Source organism: Pseudovibrio sp. Tun.PSC04-5.I4 (assembly GCF_900104145.1).
Classification (GTDB): Bacteria; Pseudomonadota; Alphaproteobacteria; order Rhizobiales; family Stappiaceae; genus Pseudovibrio.
Window position 1 is genome coordinate 1,035,568 of the sequence record NZ_FNLB01000006.1, and the last position, 21,994, is coordinate 1,057,561.

The 21,994-nt window shown below is 49.2% G+C and carries 20 protein-coding genes; 13 read left to right on the plus strand and 7 right to left on the minus strand.

Annotated elements, in window-relative coordinates; genetic code table 11:
• Nucleotides 1-63: 63 nt before the first annotated feature.
• The gene (gene guaB, locus BLS62_RS09825) at nucleotides 64-1,566 is read left to right on the plus strand and encodes an IMP dehydrogenase (protein ID WP_093179978.1); all 1,503 of its coding nucleotides are present in this window, start codon (nucleotides 64-66) and stop codon (nucleotides 1,564-1,566) included.
• Between the two features lie 349 nt (nucleotides 1,567-1,915).
• Nucleotides 1,916-3,946, plus strand: a complete 2,031-nt coding sequence (locus tag BLS62_RS09830) for a methyl-accepting chemotaxis protein (protein ID WP_093188723.1) — start codon at nucleotides 1,916-1,918, stop codon at nucleotides 3,944-3,946.
• 76 nt (nucleotides 3,947-4,022) lie between these two features.
• Here the strand turns inward: BLS62_RS09830 and BLS62_RS09835 are convergent, their stop codons facing one another.
• Nucleotides 4,023-4,361, minus strand: a complete 339-nt coding sequence (locus BLS62_RS09835; RefSeq protein WP_208990790.1) for a hypothetical protein — start codon at nucleotides 4,359-4,361, stop codon at nucleotides 4,023-4,025.
• Between the two features lie 269 nt (nucleotides 4,362-4,630).
• Here BLS62_RS09835 and BLS62_RS09840 point away from each other — a divergent pair, with 269 nt between their 5' ends.
• Complete coding sequence (locus BLS62_RS09840) at nucleotides 4,631-5,923, plus strand: RsmB/NOP family class I SAM-dependent RNA methyltransferase (RefSeq protein ID WP_093179980.1); 1,293 nt, start codon at nucleotides 4,631-4,633, stop codon at nucleotides 5,921-5,923.
• 45 nt (nucleotides 5,924-5,968) lie between these two features.
• Here BLS62_RS09840 and BLS62_RS09845 read toward each other — a convergent pair whose 3' ends face one another.
• Nucleotides 5,969-7,189 (minus strand): tetratricopeptide repeat protein, encoded by a 1,221-nt coding sequence (locus BLS62_RS09845; RefSeq protein WP_208990791.1) that lies wholly within the window; start codon nucleotides 7,187-7,189, stop codon nucleotides 5,969-5,971.
• 310 nt (nucleotides 7,190-7,499) lie between these two features.
• Between BLS62_RS09845 and BLS62_RS09850 the strand changes: the two genes are divergently transcribed.
• The 3 genes from BLS62_RS09850 to BLS62_RS09860 all read left to right on the plus strand — a co-directional run bounded on the left by BLS62_RS09850 (nucleotide 7,500) and on the right by BLS62_RS09860 (nucleotide 10,701).
• Nucleotides 7,500-7,994, plus strand: a complete 495-nt coding sequence (locus BLS62_RS09850) for a MarR family winged helix-turn-helix transcriptional regulator (protein WP_093179983.1) — start codon at nucleotides 7,500-7,502, stop codon at nucleotides 7,992-7,994.
• 114 nt (nucleotides 7,995-8,108) lie between these two features.
• Nucleotides 8,109-9,656, plus strand: coding sequence for a glutamine-hydrolyzing GMP synthase (guaA, locus tag BLS62_RS09855; protein ID WP_093179986.1), 1,548 nt, complete (start codon nucleotides 8,109-8,111; stop codon nucleotides 9,654-9,656).
• A gap of 244 nt (nucleotides 9,657-9,900) precedes the next feature.
• Nucleotides 9,901-10,701 carry an FkbM family methyltransferase gene (locus tag BLS62_RS09860; RefSeq protein WP_093179989.1) on the plus strand — a complete coding sequence of 267 codons (801 nt, stop codon included), beginning with the start codon at nucleotides 9,901-9,903 and terminating at the stop codon, nucleotides 10,699-10,701.
• A 69-nt stretch (nucleotides 10,702-10,770) separates the two neighbouring features.
• On the opposite strand, the gene BLS62_RS09865 is transcribed toward BLS62_RS09860, so the two are convergent.
• Nucleotides 10,771-11,046, minus strand: coding sequence for a hypothetical protein (locus BLS62_RS09865; protein ID WP_208990792.1), 276 nt, complete (start codon nucleotides 11,044-11,046; stop codon nucleotides 10,771-10,773).
• Between the two features lie 533 nt (nucleotides 11,047-11,579).
• Between BLS62_RS09865 and BLS62_RS09875 the strand changes: the two genes are divergently transcribed.
• A complete protein-coding gene (locus tag BLS62_RS09875; RefSeq protein WP_093179995.1) occupies nucleotides 11,580-12,218 on the plus strand; it encodes a class I SAM-dependent methyltransferase in 639 nt (212 codons plus the stop codon).
• A 33-nt stretch (nucleotides 12,219-12,251) separates the two neighbouring features.
• On the opposite strand, the gene BLS62_RS09880 is transcribed toward BLS62_RS09875, so the two are convergent.
• On the minus strand, nucleotides 12,252-12,593 hold the full coding sequence (locus tag BLS62_RS09880) for a TraR/DksA family transcriptional regulator (RefSeq protein ID WP_093179998.1): 342 nt from the start codon (nucleotides 12,591-12,593) through the stop codon (nucleotides 12,252-12,254).
• A 101-nt stretch (nucleotides 12,594-12,694) separates the two neighbouring features.
• Nucleotides 12,695-13,003, minus strand: a complete 309-nt coding sequence (locus tag BLS62_RS09885) for a PilZ domain-containing protein (RefSeq protein WP_093180001.1) — start codon at nucleotides 13,001-13,003, stop codon at nucleotides 12,695-12,697.
• A 279-nt stretch (nucleotides 13,004-13,282) separates the two neighbouring features.
• On the opposite strand from BLS62_RS09885, the gene BLS62_RS09890 reads away from it, so the two are divergent.
• From BLS62_RS09890 to BLS62_RS09915, 6 genes are all read left to right on the plus strand, one after another.
• Complete coding sequence (locus BLS62_RS09890; RefSeq protein ID WP_093180003.1) at nucleotides 13,283-13,861, plus strand: NnrU family protein; 579 nt, start codon at nucleotides 13,283-13,285, stop codon at nucleotides 13,859-13,861.
• A gap of 311 nt (nucleotides 13,862-14,172) precedes the next feature.
• Nucleotides 14,173-14,751 (plus strand): NnrU family protein, encoded by a 579-nt coding sequence (locus BLS62_RS09895; RefSeq protein ID WP_093180006.1) that lies wholly within the window; start codon nucleotides 14,173-14,175, stop codon nucleotides 14,749-14,751.
• 229 nt (nucleotides 14,752-14,980) lie between these two features.
• A complete protein-coding gene (locus BLS62_RS09900; protein WP_093180008.1) occupies nucleotides 14,981-15,655 on the plus strand; it encodes a tetratricopeptide repeat protein in 675 nt (224 codons plus the stop codon).
• Nucleotides 15,652-16,998 (plus strand): outer membrane protein assembly factor BamB family protein, encoded by a 1,347-nt coding sequence (locus BLS62_RS09905; protein WP_093180011.1) that lies wholly within the window; start codon nucleotides 15,652-15,654, stop codon nucleotides 16,996-16,998. Before BLS62_RS09900 ends, BLS62_RS09905 begins: the two co-directional genes overlap by 4 nt.
• Nucleotides 16,999-17,026: 28 nt before the next feature.
• Nucleotides 17,027-18,433: a ribosome biogenesis GTPase Der gene (gene der, locus BLS62_RS09910; protein ID WP_093180014.1), complete on the plus strand. Its 1,407-nt coding sequence runs from the start codon at nucleotides 17,027-17,029 to the stop codon at nucleotides 18,431-18,433.
• 295 nt (nucleotides 18,434-18,728) lie between these two features.
• Nucleotides 18,729-19,511, plus strand: a complete 783-nt coding sequence (locus tag BLS62_RS09915) for an inositol monophosphatase family protein (protein ID WP_093180017.1) — start codon at nucleotides 18,729-18,731, stop codon at nucleotides 19,509-19,511.
• Nucleotides 19,512-19,741: 230 nt separating this feature from the next.
• Here the strand turns inward: BLS62_RS09915 and BLS62_RS09920 are convergent, their stop codons facing one another.
• Together BLS62_RS09920 and purF are read right to left on the minus strand one after the other, a co-directional pair.
• Entirely contained in the window at nucleotides 19,742-20,488 is a 747-nt protein-coding gene (locus tag BLS62_RS09920) for an SDR family NAD(P)-dependent oxidoreductase (protein WP_093180020.1), read from the minus strand.
• A 5-nt stretch (nucleotides 20,489-20,493) separates the two neighbouring features.
• Entirely contained in the window at nucleotides 20,494-21,987 is a 1,494-nt protein-coding gene (gene purF, locus BLS62_RS09925) for an amidophosphoribosyltransferase (protein WP_093180023.1), read from the minus strand.
• Nucleotides 21,988-21,994: the final 7 nt, after the last annotated feature.

Below are 21,994 nucleotides of genomic sequence, written 5' to 3' on the forward strand. Positions count from 1 at the left end.
GTCAAATCCACACCGCAGGGGGTGGATCAGAGTGATCTATTTTTACCCGAAGGGAACTTGGCAATGCCTACTTTTTACGAACCATCTTCAGGTCAGGAAGCTTTGACCTTTGATGACGTTCTGCTCCTTCCAGGGCATTCCGAGATCATGCCAGCTCAGGTCGACCTGCGCTCCCGCATCTCTCGCAATCTGCATTTGCACTTGCCGATTCTCTCTTCTGCAATGGACACTGTGACCGAAGGACGCCTTGCTATCGCAATGGCTCAGGCCGGTGGGTTGGGTATCATTCACAAAAACATGACCCATGAGCGTCAGGCTGAACATGTGCGTCAGGTGAAGAAATTTGAAAGCGGTATGGTCGTCAATCCATTGGTGATTGGCCCGGATGCATCGTTGAAAGATGCGCTCGACCTTATGGAAACGCATAAGATTTCCGGTATCCCTGTTGTTGAAAACGGCGGTCGGGGCGGCAACTCAGTTGGTCGTCTGGTTGGTATCCTTACAAACCGTGATGTTCGCTTTGCAACCAACCCGGACCAGCTGGTTTGCGAGCTGATGACCCGCGATAATCTAGTAACGGTTCGTGACAATGTTCATCAAGATGAAGCCAAGCGCTTGCTGCATCATCACCGTATTGAAAAGCTGCTGGTGGTAGATGACAACCAGTGTTGCACTGGTTTGATCACTGTAAAGGACATGGAAAAAGCCAAGCTCAATCCAAATTCCTCCAAGGATGAGCAGGGACGTCTTCTGGCCGGCGCTGCAACCGGTGTGGGTGAAGATGGAATGAGACGTGCGGAAGCTCTCATTGAAGCCCAAGTAGATCTATTGGTGGTCGACACTGCACACGGTCACTCACAGGCGGTGATTGATCAGGTTGCGTTGATCAAGAAGCGGTACCCGAATGTGGAGCTGGTGGCTGGTAACGTTGCCACACCTGCCGCAACAAAGGCGCTGATTGATGCAGGCGCCGATGCCGTAAAAGTTGGTATTGGGCCGGGATCTATCTGTACAACCCGTATCGTTGCTGGTGTTGGTGTTCCTCAGCTGACTGCGATTATGGATTGCGCTGAAGAAGCTGCAAAAGCAGGTGTTCCAATCATTGCCGATGGCGGTATCAAGTACTCTGGCGATATGGCAAAGGCTTTTGCTGGCGGCGCAGGCTCTTGCATGGTGGGCTCACTGCTTGCGGGCACCGAAGAGAGCCCAGGTGAAGTTTATCTCCATCAGGGCCGCTCCTACAAAGCCTACCGTGGCATGGGATCCGTAGGTGCTATGGCGCGCGGCTCGGCGGATCGTTACTTCCAAGCAGAAGTTTCCGACAAGCTCAAGCTGGTTCCGGAAGGCATTGAAGGTCAGGTTCCATACAAAGGACTTTTGTCCTCTGTATTGCACCAGCTGGCAGGCGGTGTTCGTGCTTCCATGGGTTACGTTGGCGCTCCTACTCTGGAAGAGTACAAAAAACGCGCAACCTTCGTGCGGATCTCCGGTGCGTCCTTGCGTGAAAACCACCCTCACGATGTTACGATCACACGCGAAAGTCCGAATTACCCCGGCGCAGTTTGAGCTCAGTTAGCTTCTAACGAGTTGTGACACATGAAACACAAAGGCTGCCTTGCGGATTGCATAGCAGCCTTTTTTTTAAGATTATGTACCATCTGACTACTTTTCGTATGATCTCTGCGCTTCCTTTAAATAAGTATCAAATAATTACCCTCTTTTTTTACTAAATAAATTATCGATTTGCGTATGTATTCTTCAAATTTTGATAAATCTAGGTGATTTTATCTATCTAAACAGGTGCGTCAATTTGATCTATGCATTACTTATATTTAAATATTAGCTATAAGTTGCAGTTGGTTTTTTTCTGTTATTCAGGTTGAGGGAAAATTGAACTAATTCAATGGGAAAAATCATGTCATTGCGTTTAAGAATATTCGCGGCTGCGAATATCGTATTTTTATTTGGCTTTGTTGCACTTATTGCAGTTGTTACAGTCCTAATGAATAATGCCTCTGAAAAGGCCGGAGAAGAGCAACTTTTGGAAAGCTCTCAAATCCAGGCTGAAATTGCTTACCGAGCCATTAGCGAAACCCAGACAGTCATTGCAAGCTATGCCGACCAAATTCAGCAGACCTTGCGCCGGGTTGAGCTGTCGCGTGATCAAATGGCTGAGATAACAAGAGATTTTTTAAAAGCGAATAAGTCGGTAGATGGGATGGTAATGATCCTGGAACCCGATCTATACGGTTTGGATGCAGGGAATAAGGGCAAGGGGTTCTCAAATGAGAACGGTCGTTTTGCACCTTACTTTTTCCGGAAGAATGGCAACGTAGGTTGGCGGCCAGCTCCAATCGAACACAAAAGTTCCAAAGATTGGTATGACGTTCCGCTTCGCAAGGGCGTTGATATGGTCACGGCTCCATATCCCTCCGATATTGACGGGGAAACGGTCATGACTGTCTCAGCATCGTCTACCTTGTTTGATGAGAGCGGCAAGGCAATGGGTATTGTCGGAGGTGATATTTACCTCAATGAGATCATCAGTAGTTTCGATACGACGCGTAAGTTTAAAAGCGGGTTTGTTGGATTGATAAGCGACAACAGTCGTTGGGTTGCAAACTCAAATTCAAGCCTGGAAGGCCAGGAAGTATCCTCCGCTGTTCAAAAACTCATTCGTACGGCGACTGCCGATGGTGTTGTCCAAAACCTGGGTGATATCAGCATGGCAGCTTATCCTGTCACGCTCCGCGATACCGATCAGACTTGGTTTGCTATCATCTCAGTAGATGATTCTGAGCTTCTTGCGGCGGCAAACGCGACTAGAAATGATGCAATCATCACAGCGCTAATCTGTTTACTATTGGGAACTGTTGTTCTCTGGTTTGTGGGAACTTCGATTGCCAAGCCAGTTGTTGGCTTAACAGCCCGTATGAACACGTTGACCAAAGGCGACGTAAAAAAACCTGTACCTTATACGGATCGCAAAGATGAAATCGGCCAAATGGCAAAGGCTCTGGAAGTTTTTGTCGGCAATGCGGTTGAGCGTTTGAAGCTTCAAAATGAATCTGAACAAGAACAGGAAGCACGTGTCCTTCGTCAAAAGCACATTGATGAGCTCATTACAGATTTTGATGAGACAATTCGTGAAAGCCTGACAACGGTTGCGGACAACTCCACAGAAATGGAGCAGTCAGCAAAGGCCTTGACTGATATTGCAGAGCACACAACAGATCGTTCTACAACAGCGGCAGCGTCTTCCGAGGAAGCGTCTACCAATGTACAAACGGTAGCGTCCGCAGCAGAGCAACTGGCAGCTTCAATTGAGGAGATCAGCAGACAGGTTGGTCAAACGCAGCGAGTTGTGGCTGATGCAACATCCACTGCGCAAATCACAAATGATAAAGTATCGAGCCTAGACAGCGCTGCGCAAAGAATTGGCGAAGTCGTCTCGCTCATTCAAGCCATTGCTGAGCAAACCAACCTACTTGCTCTGAACGCAACGATTGAAGCGGCTCGCGCCGGTGAAATGGGCAAGGGCTTTGCTGTGGTTGCCTCTGAGGTGAAAGAGCTTGCGAACCAAACCTCCAAGGCAACGGAAGAAATCTCCAGCCAGATCGTTGGTATTCAGAATTCTTCACAGGAAGCTGTTGGGGCTATTAATGCCATCACTAAAACCATGGCCGATGTGAATGACATCACAGCGACAATTGCTGCCGCAGTGGAGCAGCAGGGAGCGGCAACCACGGAGATCAGTGAGAACGTTCAGCAAGCAGCCATTGGCACACAGAACGTTGCAGAAAACATGGCGGGTGTGTCTTCCGCTGCTTCAGAAACCAGCGTCACTGCAGGCCAGGTGCTTTCATCCTCTCAAATTCTCAACAAGCAGGCGGATATGTTGCGCGATAACATTGCAAGCTTCTTACGGAATGTAAAAAGCGCGTAAGCTAGGCAAATTGAAAAATCAAAAAGGCTCGCCTTATTTATGAGGCGAGCCTTTTTACATTCAGAAATTGGTTCTGTTAAAGGCGTGTCTTCAGAGTGAAAAAACTCAAGGTACTAAGGTAGATAAGAATATAGACCACCGGGTAGTACCAGGAGCTGGATATGGAGAAAATTAGCTCCAATGCGCCCAAACCTCCAACGGTGAATAAAATTGAAAGCAGAACATCAGTTCCGAAAGCTCCAAATGCGAACACATAATGTTTGCGGCCCGGACTGAAGGATGTGCTTGCAGCGAAAGAGTTGGCAATTTGGTGCGCTTTTAAGAAGTAAAGAATTCCGCTGCCAAGAAATAGAATAGAAACCGGATAGGACATGATACGCAACACAAGGTTTTTTTGTTGTTGGGCCGAGGCCATTACGCTATTACATCTACGGTTTTAATAAAACTTGCCATGCGTCACGACGTAGCGCCTAAAAAGCCCCCTAATCACTAGCGTATCTGCGGGTGTTTGCGGATTTGAAACTGAGCCTGATGAAAGTGTTACAGGAAACTGTTGATGGCTACGCTGGGTTGTTTGCGTCTCGCGTGCTATGCACTATTGAAATGCTCTGCTGACTGGCATACACGCTGGCTAGACCTAACGATTAAATCGTTTAATTGACTTCATAGAATTAAGGATCATTCATGCGTGACGGTGGACGAATTGCGGCTGCAATCGAAGTGCTGGCGGAAATCAATGAGCGCCGCCGTCCGGTACAGGAAGCTCTGAAAGATTGGGGCAACAAACATAGATTTGCTGGATCCGGCGACCGCGTCGCGATTGGCAATCTTGTGTTTGATGCGCTGCGCCATAAGCTGTCTCATGCACAGGCAATGGGTTCTGAAGATGCACGTGCGCTTGTTCTAGCCACCTATATCTGGGGCTGGGGCAATGAGGTTGCTCAACTTGAGCAGGTGATGGAACTAGACCATCATGCGCCTGAGCCATTGAGTGATCTGGAGCGAAATGCGCTGTTGGAAAACTGTCAGGTTGAGGACGTAGAGTACGTTTCTGCAAATGTTCCAGAATGGCTCTGGTCTCACTTCCAAGATAATTTCGGCGATGAAGCACATGCAGTAGGGAAGTCCCTCTCAGAGCGTGCTCCAATTGATATGCGCGTGAACACGATTAAAAGCACGCAAGAAAAAGTGCTGAAACGCCTCGAGCATCTCAAAGCAGAAGCAAGTGGTTTGTCACCTGTTGGCGTTCGTTTGGCCCCGGTTGTTGGGTCTCGAAAATCGCCCCATGTTCAAGCCGAAGAGACCTTTAGAAAAGGCCGGTTTGAACTGCAGGACGAGGCATCGCAAATTGCCTCTATCCTCTCTGGTGCAAAACCGGGCGAGCAGGTCTTGGATCTCTGCGCTGGTGGCGGTGGCAAAAGCCTCGCGCTTGCTGCACAGATGGAAAACAAAGGCCAGATCTACGCCTACGATGCGCATAAAACCCGCCTCGCACCGCTGTATGACCGCATGGCTCGTGCAGGTGTCCGTAATATTCAGACCATCGATCCGCAAACCGGCTCTTTGGATGTGTGTTTTAAGAAAATGGATCGCGTGTTCGTCGATGCTCCATGTACAGGCACCGGCGTTTGGCGCCGTCGCCCGGATACAAAATGGCGTGTGACGGAAAGCGCGCTTAGTGGCCGTGTAGAAGATCAGGCGCAAGTTCTGGAAAGTGCCGTTCGTTTTGTGCGCTCCGGCGGTAAATTGATTTACGCGACGTGTTCATTGATACCAGCTGAAAACCAACTTCAGATCAAAGCATTTCTTGAAAAGAATAGTGATTTTAAGATCGTGGATCTGGAGCCTGTTTGGGAAGAGAACTTCGGTGCTGTAGCGGGACGTAAGCCATTGTTCAAAGATGGTGGGACAATAACCCTAACCCCGTATCATACAGACACGGATGGGTTCTTTATTGCCATGATGGAACGCGATTAAAAAATAGAGAAACAAAAAAGCCAGCATGAACCGCTGGCTTTTCTTTTATGAACGTTCTTCGCTCTCTTCGATTATGTCTTGATAATCTGGAGAGACTGTTTCGGCTACGCGTTGGCTAGGTGCATCCTCGGCAGAACTTGGCTGCTGGTCTGTAGCGTCATCCGCTCCAGAATAGGTCGTGTCAACGGCCAGTTCCATGGCCGGTTCTGATAGGTGCTCCTGCCCATTGGGCTGCGGGCGCTCATAACCTTGATTAGCCAGATACTCGATTTCTTTGATGCTAGCTGTCGTCGCAGCCCGTAAATCTTCTCGGCGAGAGATTGAGGTCAGGACATCGCGCGCAGCATCATTTGCCCCGGCGGAAGCAAGGGCTGCGCCTAATGCATTGCCAACCTGTTTGTTTCCTGGAGCCAGACGCCACGCCTCTGCAGCATGCAATACGCCGGCATAGATCAGTCCCATACGGCGTTTGCCAATGCTAAGGTGAAGTAGCGCTGCTGCATTGTCTGGTTCGCAGGCATGAGCCAGCTCAAAGCTTTCGACTGCACCGTTTACATTGTCTTCCAGAAAATAGGCATGCCCCATTGCAACCAGAACATCCACATTGCGCGGCTGTAAATCATGCGCACGGTTCAGGTAGTTATGCGCTTCCTCTGCCTTTTTTCGTTGGATCAGGACTTTAGCAAGGCCGACCAAAGCTGGCACATAGGAACTATCTGCCTTTAAAGCACTGAGATAGTTCAAAACAGCAGCTTCAGCTTTGGTGTCTGCACTCAAAGCATCCGCAAGGAGGGTTAGGGCAGGGGCACTTGTGGGAATTTGTTTAACTAGACGCCGTGCATAAGGTTCAGCTTCAAGGTGGACATGCATCTTAATGAGGATCGTCGCCAAGCCATAAAGCGCATTACGGTTTTGCGGTTCAGCTTCTACAACAGCCTCAAAGGCTTCTCTTGATTGTTCCAGGTAACCTAGCAATAAAAGCGCGTTACCCATATTGGCGCGCGCCGGCAGATGTTCTGGCTTCATAAACAGAACTTTGCGCAGGTGTGCAACGGCCTCCCGAAGGTCGCCATTGCGCAGCATAATTGTCGCCATGCGGAACAAGAGTTCAACATCATCTGGGTACCGGCCAACCAAGTCCTGATAGACCGGAATGACCTCCTCAAAGCGCTCTTCTTGTTCCATAAAGGATATTGCGTCTAATGCAGCGTTGATTCTCTCCTGCCGTGTCTCTGTTCCCGGCATTCCACGCAGCGTCTCTGTCATATTTTACGGACCCCCTTGTTGGGCAGTGCCGTCTGTAGCGCCGTCCCTGACGGAGCTGCTGACAGGCTATTCTGCGAATCAAAATCAAACCTATGCAGAGTAAAGCCTAAGCGCTTGGCAAATCAGCGTCAAAGGCGGAACCTGCTGGTGCGTGAGGAAGGCGTGGAAAGATCGTTTCTATCCCATCAAAACCACATTCAGGGGCTAGTGCCATGGAAAAATCACCAATATTCAAGTGAGCTTAACCATTTTCAGTCTTTGGTACTGACCAATGGTGAGAAGCTAGGCAATTTACTCAGGGCGAAGGATTATGGCGGATAAGTACCGTGCCAGCATTGTGACACAAGCGAACTTGTTTGAAGACGAACATAATGTCGAGCTGCTGAATTATCTGCCGCTGCGCATTATAGCAACAGGCCGCTTTATTGAGCGTCGTTTGTCAGATCACTTGCAAAAGAATTATGGCCTATCCTTGCCTGCGTGGTTGGTGCTCAGCGCGCTTGAACGGTTGGGGTCTGTCTCTGTGCGAGAATTAGGTCCGGTCATCGGCTTAGACACAGTTGCGGTTTCGCGGGCCGTAAAGCGGTTAAGTGAAGCTGACCTTATCAAAAAACAAGAGCATCCCAAGGATCGTCGTTTAGTGCGTTTAAATATCACTGAAGATGGACGAGTTGTTCTGCGTGCCCTTGAAGCCCAGCTTGAGAAGCTTGAGAAGAATTTGCTGCCTCAATTGGACGTTCAGGAACGCATCCGTCTTGGGCAAATGATGAGCTCGATCGAAGAGCACGAACAATCAATTCTCTGATAAATTAAAGCGTTTGCGAAAGCTCACAGATATTCAGGTGTTACTCTTTGCGTAACCGCCATTTTCCGCGGAATAGATCTTTCCAAATTGCAATGTTCAGAGTAGAAGCGGCCCATGACTGACCGCATCCTAATTATCGATTTTGGATCTCAGGTTACACAGCTGATAGCGCGCCGTGTTCGCGAGTCTGGTGTATACTCAGAGATCGTCCCGTTCCAGTCTGCAGAAGCTGCTTTTAAGGAAATGAATCCGAAGGCGGTGATCCTGTCAGGTGGTCCGGCATCCACGACTGAAATGGGGAGCCCACGTGCGCCCCAGATCATTTTTGACGCAGGCATTCCAGTGCTCGGCATTTGTTATGGTCAGCAGACCATGTGCGCCCAGCTTGGTGGTAAGGTATCCAGTTCTGACCACCGTGAATTTGGCCGTGCGTTTGTTTCCGTAGCAAAATCCTCTCCGCTGTTCGATGGTATTTGGCCCAATGAGTCAAAGCATCAGGTTTGGATGAGCCATGGAGATCGCGTCGAAGCTCTTCCTGAGGGCTTTGAGGTTATTGCAACGTCAGAGGGCGCTCCCTTTGCAGCTGTTGCAGATGAAAAGCGCAAATTCTACGCTGTGCAATTCCATCCCGAAGTGGTTCACACTCCAGATGGTGCAAAGCTCATTGAGAACTTCACGCACAAAATTGCAGGCTGTTCCGGCGACTGGACAATGGCGGAATACCGCCAGCAAGCCGTTGACGCGATCCGCCAGCAAGTGGGCGACAAAAAAGTTATTTGTGGCCTTTCTGGCGGTGTCGACAGCTCCGTTGCTGCCGTTTTGATCCACGAAGCGATTGGTGACCAGCTTACCTGTATCTATGTTGATCATGGCTTGATGCGTATGGGTGAAACGGAACAGGTTCTTTCCATGTTCCGTGATCACTACAGCATCCCGCTTGTTCATGTGGATGCAGCTGATCTCTTTATTGGTCAGTTGGAAGGCGAATCCGATCCCGAGACAAAACGCAAAACCATCGGTAGACTCTTCATCGAAGTTTTCGATGCAGAAGCGAAAAAGCTGGGTGGCGCGGAGTTCCTTGCTCAGGGAACGTTGTATCCAGATGTTATTGAAAGTGTCTCCTTCACCGGTGGCCCCTCAGTAACCATCAAGTCTCACCATAACGTTGGTGGCCTGCCAGAGCGCATGAACATGCAGCTTGTTGAGCCACTGCGTGAGCTGTTTAAAGATGAAGTGCGCGAACTTGGTCGTGAACTTGGTCTTCCAGACAGCTTCATAGGGCGTCATCCGTTCCCAGGGCCAGGTCTTGCGATCCGTTGTCCAGGCGGGATCAGCCGTGAAAAGCTGGATATCCTGCGTCAGGCTGATGCCATCTATCTGGATGAGATTCGCAAAGCTGGCCTTTACGATGCCATCTGGCAGGCATTTGCCGTTCTGCTTCCGGTTCAGACCGTTGGCGTGATGGGCGATAGCCGCACCTACGAGTTCGTTTGTGCTCTGCGCGCAGTGACCTCTGTAGATGGCATGACTGCCGACTTCTATCACTACGATATGGAATTCCTTGGACGGGCGGCGACCCGCATCATCAACGAAGTCCGCGGCATCAACCGCGTCGTTTATGATGTGACGTCCAAACCCCCGGGAACCATTGAGTGGGAATAAGCCGGCGGTAGGTACCTTTAGCCATAAATAGGGCGCTGTTCTGGCTTTCATTCTTGAGAGTCAGAACACTGCAACCGCAAAAAACCAATAGTGCTTGTTTTGAAATTTCCAGCAAGCTAGTTAAGTATCGAGCACTATAATTCTGTCTCTGAGCTGACGCCTACTAATGCTATGGTGTATAAAAATACGAAACTGAGTGGTCAGTGTTCTGCAGATAACAGAGCACTGACGGGAGAAGTTAAAATTGGGCGTGAAAGCTTCAGCTAAAAAGGCAGCGTTTGACCGTGGTTTGCTGTTGGGTAAACCTGCGAGCTCCGAGCAACTTAGTAACTTTGTCAGCAGGTTCCTTGATAATTATGTCGCTGTTGATTTAGTTAGAATTGGTGGATGCGGTGACGGTGGATACCTAGTTCCGAATGACCTTGAGGGGATTCGGTATTGTTTCTCTCCTGGAGTTGATTACACCGCCAGTTTCGAATCTGAACTGGCAAATGAATACGATGTAAAGTGCTTTATGGCTGATGCTAGTGTGTCAGAGCCCCCATCCCAAAATCCGGCATTTGATTTTGAAGCAAAATATATTGGGCCTAGGAATATAGGCGAGTTTATGACGTTATCGTCTTGGGTCACCAAGAAAGCATGCAATGACGACGAAATGCTTTTGCAAATGGATATTGAAGGCGCTGAATATGATGTATTTATTGAAACTGACATTGATATCTTAAAGAAATTTCGTTCCATGATTGTTGAATTTCATGGTTTAGATAGATTGTTTGACAGGAATTACATAAGTGTAATGACTGCAATATTTGAGAAGATCTACAAAGGCTTTTCAATTGCTCATGTGCATCCAAATAATTGTTGTGGAGTTGTTTCATTGGGAGGTATTGATGTTCCGAAGGTCGTCGAAATAACGTTCATTAGGAATGATCGAGTTCAGGCTTGTTCTTCTAATTTGCCAATTATTCTCCCTCACCAACTCGACGAACAAAATGTGGATTCCAAACCAGATATCAAAATGCCGCGAGAATGGTGGGGAAAGTAGTTAACTTTCATGAGGCGCTACTTTTCGCTGCAATATCTAAGGCCAAGCGATAACCCCTGAAATACGGTTTTATTGCCCGAATAATTTTGTGCATGTGATGCAGCGAAGGTCCGTGGGCTCGGTTATCAAGGGCTTTTGGAATATCTTCGCTGCACAGATAATATCAATATTCTTTTCTTTGATACGTCGTAATGTACTTTCAATATGTTGTAATTCATGGGCACGCTGATGGTCATTTTCTTGTACCATATCTTGCCGTTTTAGAATGTCTATCCGGGAAAGGTGATCAATCGACTGCTGATCCAGAGTGTCGGTCAAACGATCGCCTTCAGGTATTTCTACCAATTCAACAACTTCCGCTTTCCTGACCAAGTGGAATGGTTAAGCGTTTTGGGCTGCGTGTTATGCGGTCTGCTTTAGTGTAAAAAAATACTTTAAAAAGTATGAAGGTGCCATGCACTTTAGATTCCCTGATATTACATTCTCAGAACAAGTTTTGGCGAATTGTATGTTAGAACTGTTTGCTTTACCGCTTCTTGGCTTTGCCCGTTTCAGAAGCGGTAAAGGAGTGCGGTAAAATGACAACTCAGTAGTACATCCTAAGCTTTCATTTGGAATTTAACAGCTAAGCCGGGCGGCGACCCGCGCCGTTTATGATGTCACGTCCAAGCCTCCAGGAACCATTGAGTGGGAATAATAAAGCAACTCTTTAAGTTGTTTGAAGCGGCATTGATTTTCAGCGCCGCTTTTTTTTTATTTGAGACGTAGTATGTTGATTAAAAACTGAGCGTTAGCAGCCCCACTAAAACACGTGGAGTGCGCTTGCCAGTTCGCACCTGTACCTTCTGTGTCGTTCCTCATGAGAAGGCCTATTTGATATGGAATTGCCGGAAGCACTGCTGCAACTGAGTGATGATGAAAAAGGCTATCTGCTCCAACAAAGGACCGACTTGGTTAGCACTGATGATTTAGAAATGTTGCAACAGTTTCGAGTTCATCTGGCGCGGGCTGTTGAGCGAATGCGCGTTTTTTTGCCAGTCCTTGAAGGACGAGGGCGTTTTTTGGATATAGGTTGTGGTCTTGGGTTCGGCCTGCTGGCTCTAAAGGAAGTTTATGGGGGTGAACATTCATATTGCGGGTTGGACAAAAACGGTTTTGACGAAGAAATTCAGTATGGATTCAAAAAGAAGCCCGAAGTGTACAACGACTTAGAATGTATGCGAGCTGTCTTAGAGAAGAACGGCATCCCATCTGAAAATATCCAGAGCGTTGATATCTCTGCGCAGGAGTTTCCTGAAGGTCCGTTTGATGTTGTGAGTTCACACATTGCTTGGGGATGGCATTTCCCGGTTGCAGCCTACCTTGATCAGGTTGAAGCGGTCACAAGGCCGGGAACTGTAATTTATATGGATATCAGGCACGGGACGAATGGCGTTGCCGAGATGGCTAAACGGTTTCAACTCATTTGGGCAAATGAGAAGAAAAAAGGTGTCCGGACTATGTGGCGCGTAAACTAGGTTACGTCGCCGACGCGTCGTCTGCTGAGATAGCTATCCAAACAGCTTAGCGCAACTGATGCAGTTTAGCGCCGCTGGATCAACGCGAAGGCGCGCTTCCGGAATATCCTGACCGCATTCAAGACAAAACCCGAATTCATCCTCTGTGATGCGTTGAAGTGCACCATCGATGCGTTGGAGTTCTCGTGCGCGTTGGCGATCGTTTGCCTGTGCCATCGCTTGGCGTTGCAAGGCATCCATGCGGGAGATGCGGCCTACAGATTGTTGATCCAGTGCGACTGTTGCACGATCACCCATCGATATTTCCGCAAGTTCAGTCAGTTCTGCTTTTCGAGCTAAGAGCAGCGTCTTGGCTTCGTTGGGGCTGAGTGTCATGGTATCTCCTCCTGGAACAGGCGCCCGAGTAGTATGGGGGAGATATGAGATCGTACGCAAGCAAAACAAAACGCCCAGAATTGAGGGCGTTTATGAAGTAGTTAGATTTTCATGAGGCTGGAAACGGTTTCTTTCTCACCAACAAACTCCACACCGAGCGTGTCAGCTGTTCTCCAGCGCACCTCAGCTTTTACCCGTTGGCGTAAATGAACCAGATAGAGCATAAACTCATCTGGGATATCTATGGTGGTCTCAAGTTTTACACGAGCACCATAATCGGACAAGTCGCGGATGATACAATCAAAGATCATTGACTGGCTTGCAAAGACAATCCGTCCCTCTTTCAATGTGCGCCGACGATGAATGCGTCGACGATCAGCATTTTCTGCTGCACTGTCACTTTCGGACATAGAGTTTTTCCAAGCGCTGCTTCTGTTGGAGGATCCTTAGAGATATCGCAAACTAAGGACCTAGTCAGTTGACTATGATATGTGCAGAGGCACAACTAAGTAAGATTTAACGAGAAACCTACCATGAGCTCAAGAGCACACCCAAAAAGAATTGGGTAAATGTAGAAAAGACTTTACGTAGCAACTTACGAAGTTATTGATATTTCACAGTACATGGGCACAGTGCCCTCTACCGTGATATTGACTTCACCTTAAAATACAAAAATAAAGGTTCACGCGATGACGCTTCTGCTTGTCGGACTTTTCATCTTTCTGGGAATTCACGTCGTCCCATCCTTTCCAGGATTTCGTGATTCTATTGTGCAGCGCGTAGGACTAAATGCGTACCGAGGTATCTATTCGATAATCGTGCTGACTGGCCTGTTCGCAATGATTTATGGCTTTGTACTGGCGCGCCAGGAAGATCTGTTTCCACTCTACGTGACACCATTCTGGCTCCGGCATGTCGCGATGACGTTGCTCTTGCCAATCTTCATCCTGGCGTTTGCAAAGTTCATTCGCGGTAACATTGCCAGGTGGACCAAAGATCCTGTTATTCTCGCCGTTAAGATCTGGGCAATTTCTCATTTGCTGGTCAATGGTGAGCCGTATTCAGTTGCATTGTTTGGTGGGTTTCTGGTCTGGGCGATCTGGGCACGTATTTCCCTCAAAAAATATGATCGCAAAAACACAAAGGCAGAAGAGTTCCCCAACGCTCTGCGCAACGATATAATCAGCGTTGTTCTGGGAACCGTTCTTTACCTCCTCTTTGTTTGGAAGCTGCATACGCTTTTGATCGGCATGCCTATCTTGACCTGAATAGCCATGACTTCCCCTGCCTTGGCTAGGACAATCTGAAAAAGACGGAAAGCAGTTTGTGTGACCAAAAACACAAACTGCTTTTTATATTTTAAAACAGATGTTTAACTAGGTAATGTAAATTTTAACGCAAGATTGCAGCGCAATTTAACACTATAGTTCATAGGTAAAATACTGTACTGCTCTGGGCTCTTGCAAAATTCCGTCTTTTGGTTAACGACAGAGTTTAGCTGAGGAATAAATAGACCGAGATTGTTGCTTAGAGCTGCTTGGGCTGAAATAATCTATTAAAACAAGACAAGGGTCCTTCAATGACTATTTTAGTTTGCGGGCTGGCTTTATTTTTGGCCATCCATCTCGTCCCTTCATTTTCGGGATTTCGTCAAAAACTGGTAGAGCATCTGGGATTCAACGGCTACCGGGGGCTGTTCACGCTTGCTTCTTTTGCAGGCCTCATCGCGATTATCTACGGCTTTCAAGCTGCCTGGCTTGCTGATTATCTGCCACTCTACACGCCGCCAAATTGGGGGCGCCATGTTGCCATGTTCCTGATGCTTCCGGTTTTCCCATTTTTTGTGTCTGTGTACATGAAAGGGAATATCACCAGGATCATCAAGCACCCCATGATCAATGCAGTGAAACTGTGGGCTGTCGCGCATTTGTTTGCAAATGGAGAGCCGTATTCAGTTGCATTATTCGGCTCATTTTTGGTGTGGGCAGTCATTGTCAGAATTTCTCTTGCAAAACGGGATCGCGCTAACCCTCCATCCACAGATTACCCCAATGCAATTAGAAATGATGTGATCTCAGTTTTGGTGGGATTGGGCATTTATGGCCTGTTCGTGTGGAAACTACATGCAATTTTGATCGGTGTGCCAATCGTAGCTTGACCTTTTGCATGGCTTAAGGTTTCAAGGCGGATATCAAATTGTGGTCCCTGCTAATGTTTATTCCAGCAAATGTTGACAGGGAAAACTCTTCTCTTGCCCTAATTGTGCCACTAATCGGTTGAAAGAGGTAAGGAAAGAGGTTTGCCTGCGGCTCTCTAAGTTTTAATGTGACGCCGCCCATTGGGATACCACAAACCTAAGAATCGTTGCTGCGGGATCATTTAGAGATATGTCCGACGTTTTTCGCGAAGTTGATGAAGAAGTAAGAAGCGACCAGTATTCAAAACTTTGGAAGCGCTTTGCTCCATTTGTATACCTGACAGCCGGTCTTATTGTTGTAGGCACTGCTGGATACCGTGGTTACGAGTATTGGCAGACCAAGCAGTCTCAAGCTGCTGGAACTCAGTTTTTGGAAGCGGTGAAGCTTTCCAACGCTGGCGACTACGAACAATCCAAGGCAGCTTTTGCTGCAATGGATGGCAGTATCGGCGGTTATCCGATGTTGGCTAAGATGCGCATCGGCACTGAGCTGGCTTTGGAAGGTAACTCGGCGCAAGCTATCAAGGCTTTTGACGCTGTGGCCGCAGATAGCTCCACACCTCAGATTTACAAAGGTCTTGCAAACATTCGCGCCGCCTACCTGCTGCTCGATAACGGCAGCCTGGCTGATGTGAAAAAGCAGGTTGAAGTGCTGGCCGTTGCTGGTAACACATGGCGCTTTTCCGCGCTGGAAGTTTTGGGCGCTGCTGAATACAAGGCTGGTGATCTGGCCGCTGCAAGAGCTCGCTTTTCCGAAATTACAAGTGATGCAGAAGCGCCCTCCGATTTCTCCGGGCGCGCGCAAATATATCTTGAGCTGATTACCTCAGCTTTGGGCACAGACGAGAAGGGGACTAATAAGTGAGCGAGACCAAAGGAAAGTCTTGGAAGACTTTAATTGGAACCGGTGCTCTGGCACTGACGCTGGCTGGTTGCTCTTCTCTATCCAGTCTGAACCCATTTGGCGCGGACGATGAGTTTCTGGAGGGCGACCGTTTACCGCTCTACCAGGGAGCTACCAGTCCACAAGCAACTGGCGGGGCCGCTAAAATTGGCGCAGCCACCGGCGGTTCCACATGGCCAACAGCAGCTGGACCGAAAAACAACGATCCGGGCAACATCGCGATTAACGTTAGCGGCGGAGTGGCTTGGTCCTCCAATATCGGCAAAGTCCGCTCTCCGGGCTTCTTCGGTATGGGCTCCAGCAACCCGCGCACAGCAGCGCGTCCGGTCTCTGACGGCCAGCGCATCTACGTTTACAAGCCAGATGGCACGCTTGTCGCGTTGACCACAGCTGGAGCGAAGGTCTTCACAAAAGATCTCGGTCTTGAAGGCGAGAACGAAGTTGCAGCAGGTGGCGGCGTTGTGCTGGATGGCGATAAGATTTTTGTCGCCACCGCATACCGCAATGTTTTTGGGTTGGATAAGGGTGGCAACATCCTCTGGACTAAAAAACTTGAAACACCTGTCCGCGGTGCACCAGCAGCTGCCAATGGCAAAGTTATTGTTGTAACGCAGGACAATGAAGTGATCGCCCTCAACCAGACAGATGGTGAGCAGGCATGGTCCTTCGCAGGCATTGCAGAAAAAGCAGGCTTGCTGTCATCAGCAAATCCAGCAGTTTCTGGCAACACTGTTGTTGTTCCATTTTCCTCAGGTGAGGTAATGGCGCTTGACATTAACAGCGGTGAGCCTAAATGGATTGATACTGTTGCACGGTCCTTCCGTACCCGCGCTCTTTCTGGTCTGACAGATGTATCTGCAAGCCCTGTTATCGATGGCAATCAGGTTTTTGCCTCATCGGTAGCTGGTCGTACGCTTGCGATTTCTCTGCGTGACGGTGAGCGTCTGTGGGAAGCGGATTTTGGTGCCGTGCATACACCAGTGGTATCGGGTGGAACTCTGTTCCTGATCGGCTTGGATGATAAGTTGCACGCACTATCAGCCAAGACCGGCAACCTTATCTGGACAGCCAAGTTGCCTGCTGGCGAAAAAGACGTCAAAAACGTCAACTGGGCAGGTCCAATTCTGGCAAATGGCCAGCTGATCGCCGTGTCTAGCAACGGTTATCTTGCATCTGTGAATGCAAAAACCGGTCAGGCTTCCGCATCGCGGAAAGTGACAAGTGGCGTATTTGTATCACCAATTGTTGCTGGTGGACGTATGGTCGTCCTTACCAGTGACGGAGCGGTTGCGGCGCTGAACTAGCGCCGTAGACCTGACGAGGAGTATTCGCGTGACTGCGACAGTCGCCATTATTGGCAGACCGAATGTTGGCAAGTCAACGCTCTTCAATCGCCTAGTAGGCAAGCGCCTCGCGCTTGTTGATGATACCCCAGGTGTGACCCGTGACCGTCGGTCCGGTGATGCACGCTTGGGCGATCTGCGATTCAAGATCGTTGATACAGCTGGCTTGGAAGAAGCAGAGGCAGCAAGCCTCGAAGGGCGCATGCGCGCTCAAACAGAAGAAGCAATCCGGGACGCGGATGCATGCTTGTTTCTAATTGACGCACGCGCTGGCTTGACACCTTTGGATAAGCACTTTGCGAATCTTCTTCGCCGTGCCGATACACCTGTAATCCTGTGTGCCAACAAGGCCGAAGGCAAAGCAGGTGACGGCGGGCTTTATGATTCGTTTACGCTGGGTTTGGGCGATCCTATCGCTCTTTCAGCTGAACACGGAGAAGGCCTTTCCGACCTTTATGATTTTCTGCGCCCTATTGTAGATGCTGCAGAAGAAATGGAAGAGTCCAGCGAGTTCAGTGAAGCGCGCACGGATGTTGACGTAGAAGACGAAGAAATTGACGAGCCTGTTGGCACCGTTGAGCGTCCTCTGCGTTTGGCAGTTGTGGGCCGTCCGAACGCAGGCAAATCCACCCTCATCAACCAGATGTTGGGTGAAGAGCGCCTTTTGACCGGACCTGAAGCTGGCATCACCCGCGACAGTATTTCAGTTGATTGGATATGGCAGGATCACCACGTTAAAGTGTTTGATACTGCTGGTATCCGCAGAAAAGCTCGTGTGCAGGAAAAGCTCGAAAAGCTTTCTGTTGCCGATGCTCTGCGCGCGATCAAGTTTGCTGAAGTGGTTGTTGTTACGCTCGATGCAACGATTTCCTTTGAGAAGCAGGATCTTCAGATCATTGACCTGTGTGCCCGTGAAGGGCGTGCGCTGGTCATCGCTGTTAACAAGTGGGATCTGATTGAAGATCGCGATGGTGCGTGGGCTCATATCAAGGATTCGCAGGCGCATTACCTGAACCAGATCCGCGGTGTTGAGATTATCACTCTGTCCGGTATCAACGGTCAGGGCCTTGATAAGCTGATGCAGGCTATCTTCCGCGCCTACGGGATGTGGAACAAACGCGTTGGTACATCTGGTCTGAACCGTTGGCTCGAAGGTGTGTTGATCCACCATCCGCCGCCAGCCGTATCCGGGCGCCGGGTGCGTCTTCGTTTTATGACGCAGCCAAAAACACGTCCGCCGCATTTTATTGTGTTCAGTTCCAAGCCAGACAACCTGCCAGAAAGCTACACACGCTATCTGGTAAACGGTCTGCGCGAGCGTTTTGACATCAAAGGGACACCGATCCGCCTGAGCTACCGCAAAGGCGAGAATCCGTACCATAAGAAGAGACGCTAAAACCTCTTTGCAAACGTGGGTCTAGCCATTGGCTTAGAAATCGCAGTTTGTGTGAATTGAGAAAAAAGGGCAGCCGCACAGGTTGCCCTTTTTGCGTATATGTATTTAACCTATGAAATTGAGAGCGACAGGTTCTGAAATACTCGAAGAGTGCAACTCTGCATCAAGTGCTCTATCAGGCTCTTGATATTTTCTCCAAAGAGCCATGTACCGAGTGCTAACAAGTTGCAATTTCTTATGAATTAGCATTTATTTGCCATGTTATTTTGCGTTCTGCACCATACATAGGATTCCCATGTCACAAGACCGTTTTACTTTCGCCACCGCTTTGGTTAAGCGCGCTGGCGCGTTTGCGCACGAACATTTTCTTCGGTTGGACACGCTCAACATCGAGAGCAAAGGTCATCAGGATATGGTTTCAGAAGCGGATCGGGACACTGAAGTTCTGGTTCGGGATGCGATTGCGGCAGCCTTTCCTAAAGATACAATTGTCGGCGAAGAACACGCTCCCAAAGAAGGGACCTCTGAGTACACTTGGATCATCGATCCGATTGATGGCACTGCAAACTTCGTTTCAGGTATTCCCCAGTGGTGTGTCATCATCGCCTGCGTGAAGAGCGGCGAAAAACATATCGGTGTCATCTATGACCCATGTGCTGATGAATTGTTTGCCGCTAAAAAAGGCGGGGGTGCCACTCTCAACGGCGAGCCAATGTCTGCAAGCACAAGCAACTCGCTTTCCAATGGATCGCTCGGCCTTGGCTTTAGTGCTCGTGGCCGCCATCAAGCCGTGAAAGATGCTGTTGATTTGCTTCTGGATGAAGGCGGTATCTTCTTCCGTAACGCCTCTGGTGGTCTGATGCTGGCATATGCCGCTTCTGGACGCCTTATCGGGTACATAGAAGAGCATATGAACTCATGGGACTGCATGGCTGGTATGTTGCTGCTGGAAGAAGCTGGCGGTACGCTACAAGAGATCGACGTTCAGCACGCGATCATGAATGGTTGCAAGGTTGTTGCCGGCGGTGCTGATGTCTATGCGCAGATCAAAGCCGTAACCGACAAGGCGTTTATCTGATCATGAGCACTAAGGAGAGGTGAGGCTAAATGAATGCTGCCTTTCCAGCGATCTCTGATGAAGCCTGTAGGGCCCCTCAGGGGTGTTGATTACAAAAGGTTACGCCAAAACGCGAAATGATGCTCAGTGCGCTTGGTAAAGCCGTATAAGAGTATTCACGCCGTGTAATCGGCAGAAACAAAAAGCCCCGCTCAACAGGCGGGGCTTTTATTGATTTGGTCTTGTCTGACTTAACTCGTCAGCGGTACAAAATCCCGAATTTCTTTGCTCGGGAAATCAAACAGGCGCCCATTGTCTTCGCTGGTTGGCAAACTGAACTGCAAGATGTGCTCTGCAAGCTCAGCAGGATGCGGCAGCGTCATTGGATCTTCACCCGGCATTGCCTTTGCACGCATACCTGTGCGCATAGGGCCCGGATTGATCAACATGGACTTCACATTGGTCTTCTGCGTTTCATTCACATACGTCCGTACCAACGCTTCGAGAGCAGCTTTGGACATGGAGTATGGCCCCCAATAAGCGCGGCACTTATGCGGCGCGCCAGAGGTCATGAATACAGTACGACCAGCATCTGACTGACGCAGCAACGGGTCAAGCGAACGGATCAACCGCCAGTTGGCTGTTACGTTGATGGACATCACGTCGTCAAATTTCTTTGGATCGACATGTCCAAGCGGAGAAGTCGGGCCAAGAATACCAGCGTTGCCGACCAAAATGTCGAGCTTCTTCCAGCGTTCAAAAATTGCAGCGCCCAGACGGTCAATCGCGTCATAGTCGGTCAGGTCAAGCGGCACCAGCGTTGCAGAGCTGCCGACCTTCTGGATTTCGTCATCCAGCTCTTCCAAACCACCCACGGTGCGGGCAATCGCAATAATATGCGCGCCTTCTTCCGCAAGCTTTTGTGCTGCAAAGTAGCCAATGCCACGGGACGCTCCCGTGACAACAGCTACACGACCTTCAAGTCTTTTAGAACTCATTGAACTTAACCAGTTTCTACAAGGCGTGGAGCCTGACGAGTATCAACATCATCAGACAGATCAGTTAGGGGGGTTGGATAGTCCCCTGTAAAGCAGTGATCGGTGAACTGCGGGTTCTCGTTGTCGCGGCCATTCTCATAGCCCATAGCATTATAAACACCGTCAATGCTTAAGAACGCAAGAGAGTCTGCACCAATGTATTTGCGCATGCCTTCAAGGTCATATTTAGCAGCCAGCAGTTTTTCTCGCACGGGCGTATCAATGCCGTAAAAATCGGAGAACCGGATTGGTGGCGATGCGAGACGGAAGTGAACTTCCTTGGCACCTGCATCGCGGATCATCTGTACGATTTTCAAACTTGTTGTACCGCGCACAAGACTGTCATCCACCAGCACAACACGCTTGCCTTCAATCTGAGCCCGGTTGGCAGAGTGCTTCAGTTTGACGCCAAGTGTCCGGATATGCTGGGTTGGCTCAATAAAGGTCCGGCCCACATAGTGGTTACGGATGATGCCAAGCTCAAACGGAATACCGCTTTCACGCGCAAAGCCAAGAGCAGCAGGCACACCAGAATCTGGTATTGGAACCACAACATCGGCTTCTACGGCGCTTTCGCGAGCCAGAACACGGCCAAATTCTTTTCGAACGTTATAAACAGAATGACCGTTCAAAATGCTATCTGGACGAGAGAAGTAGATGTACTCAAAGATGTCAGGGCGAGCAGGGCGTTTGCCAAAGGGGAAGTAGCTCTCAATGCCGCCCGGAGTACAAACAACCACCTCACCATTTTCAACTTCACGAATGAACTTCGCGCCGATGATATCAAGGGCACAGGTCTCAGAAGCAAAAATTGGCGCACCGTTGAGGTCACCCAGAACCAATGGACGAATGCCAAACGGATCACGCGCACCAATCAGCTTTTTGCGAGTGAGTGCAACGAGCGAGTAAGCACCTTCCATCTGGCTGATAGCCTCGATGAAGCGGTCAACAATTTTAGGTTCGCGAGAACGGGCAACCAGCTGCAAAACCACTTCACTGTCAGAAGTAGACTGACAAATGGCGCCATCTTTGATCAGTTGGCGGCGCAAGGTCATTGCGTTTGTGAAGTTACCGTTGTGACAAACAGCAATGCCGCCGCCATCCAATTCAGCAAACAAAGGCTGTACATTGCGCAGTGCCGCTTCACCCGTTGTTGAGTAGCGCACATGCCCAATCGCGTAAGGGCCTTTCAGATTGCCAATGGTGTCCTGATCGGTGAAATGATCACCCACAAGGCCCATATGACGTTCTGAGCGGAACTGATCTCCGTCAAAAGTCACAATGCCCGCAGCTTCCTGCCCTCGGTGTTGGAGAGCATGAAGACCCAGCGCTGTAACCGTGGCCGCGTCAGAATGGCCGAGAATACCAAATACACCACATTCTTCATGCAGGGTATCGCCGTCAAAATCTGCCCGCGCATCTTCTAGGGCGTCAGAATTGTTTGATACACCACTGCTCATGGCATCA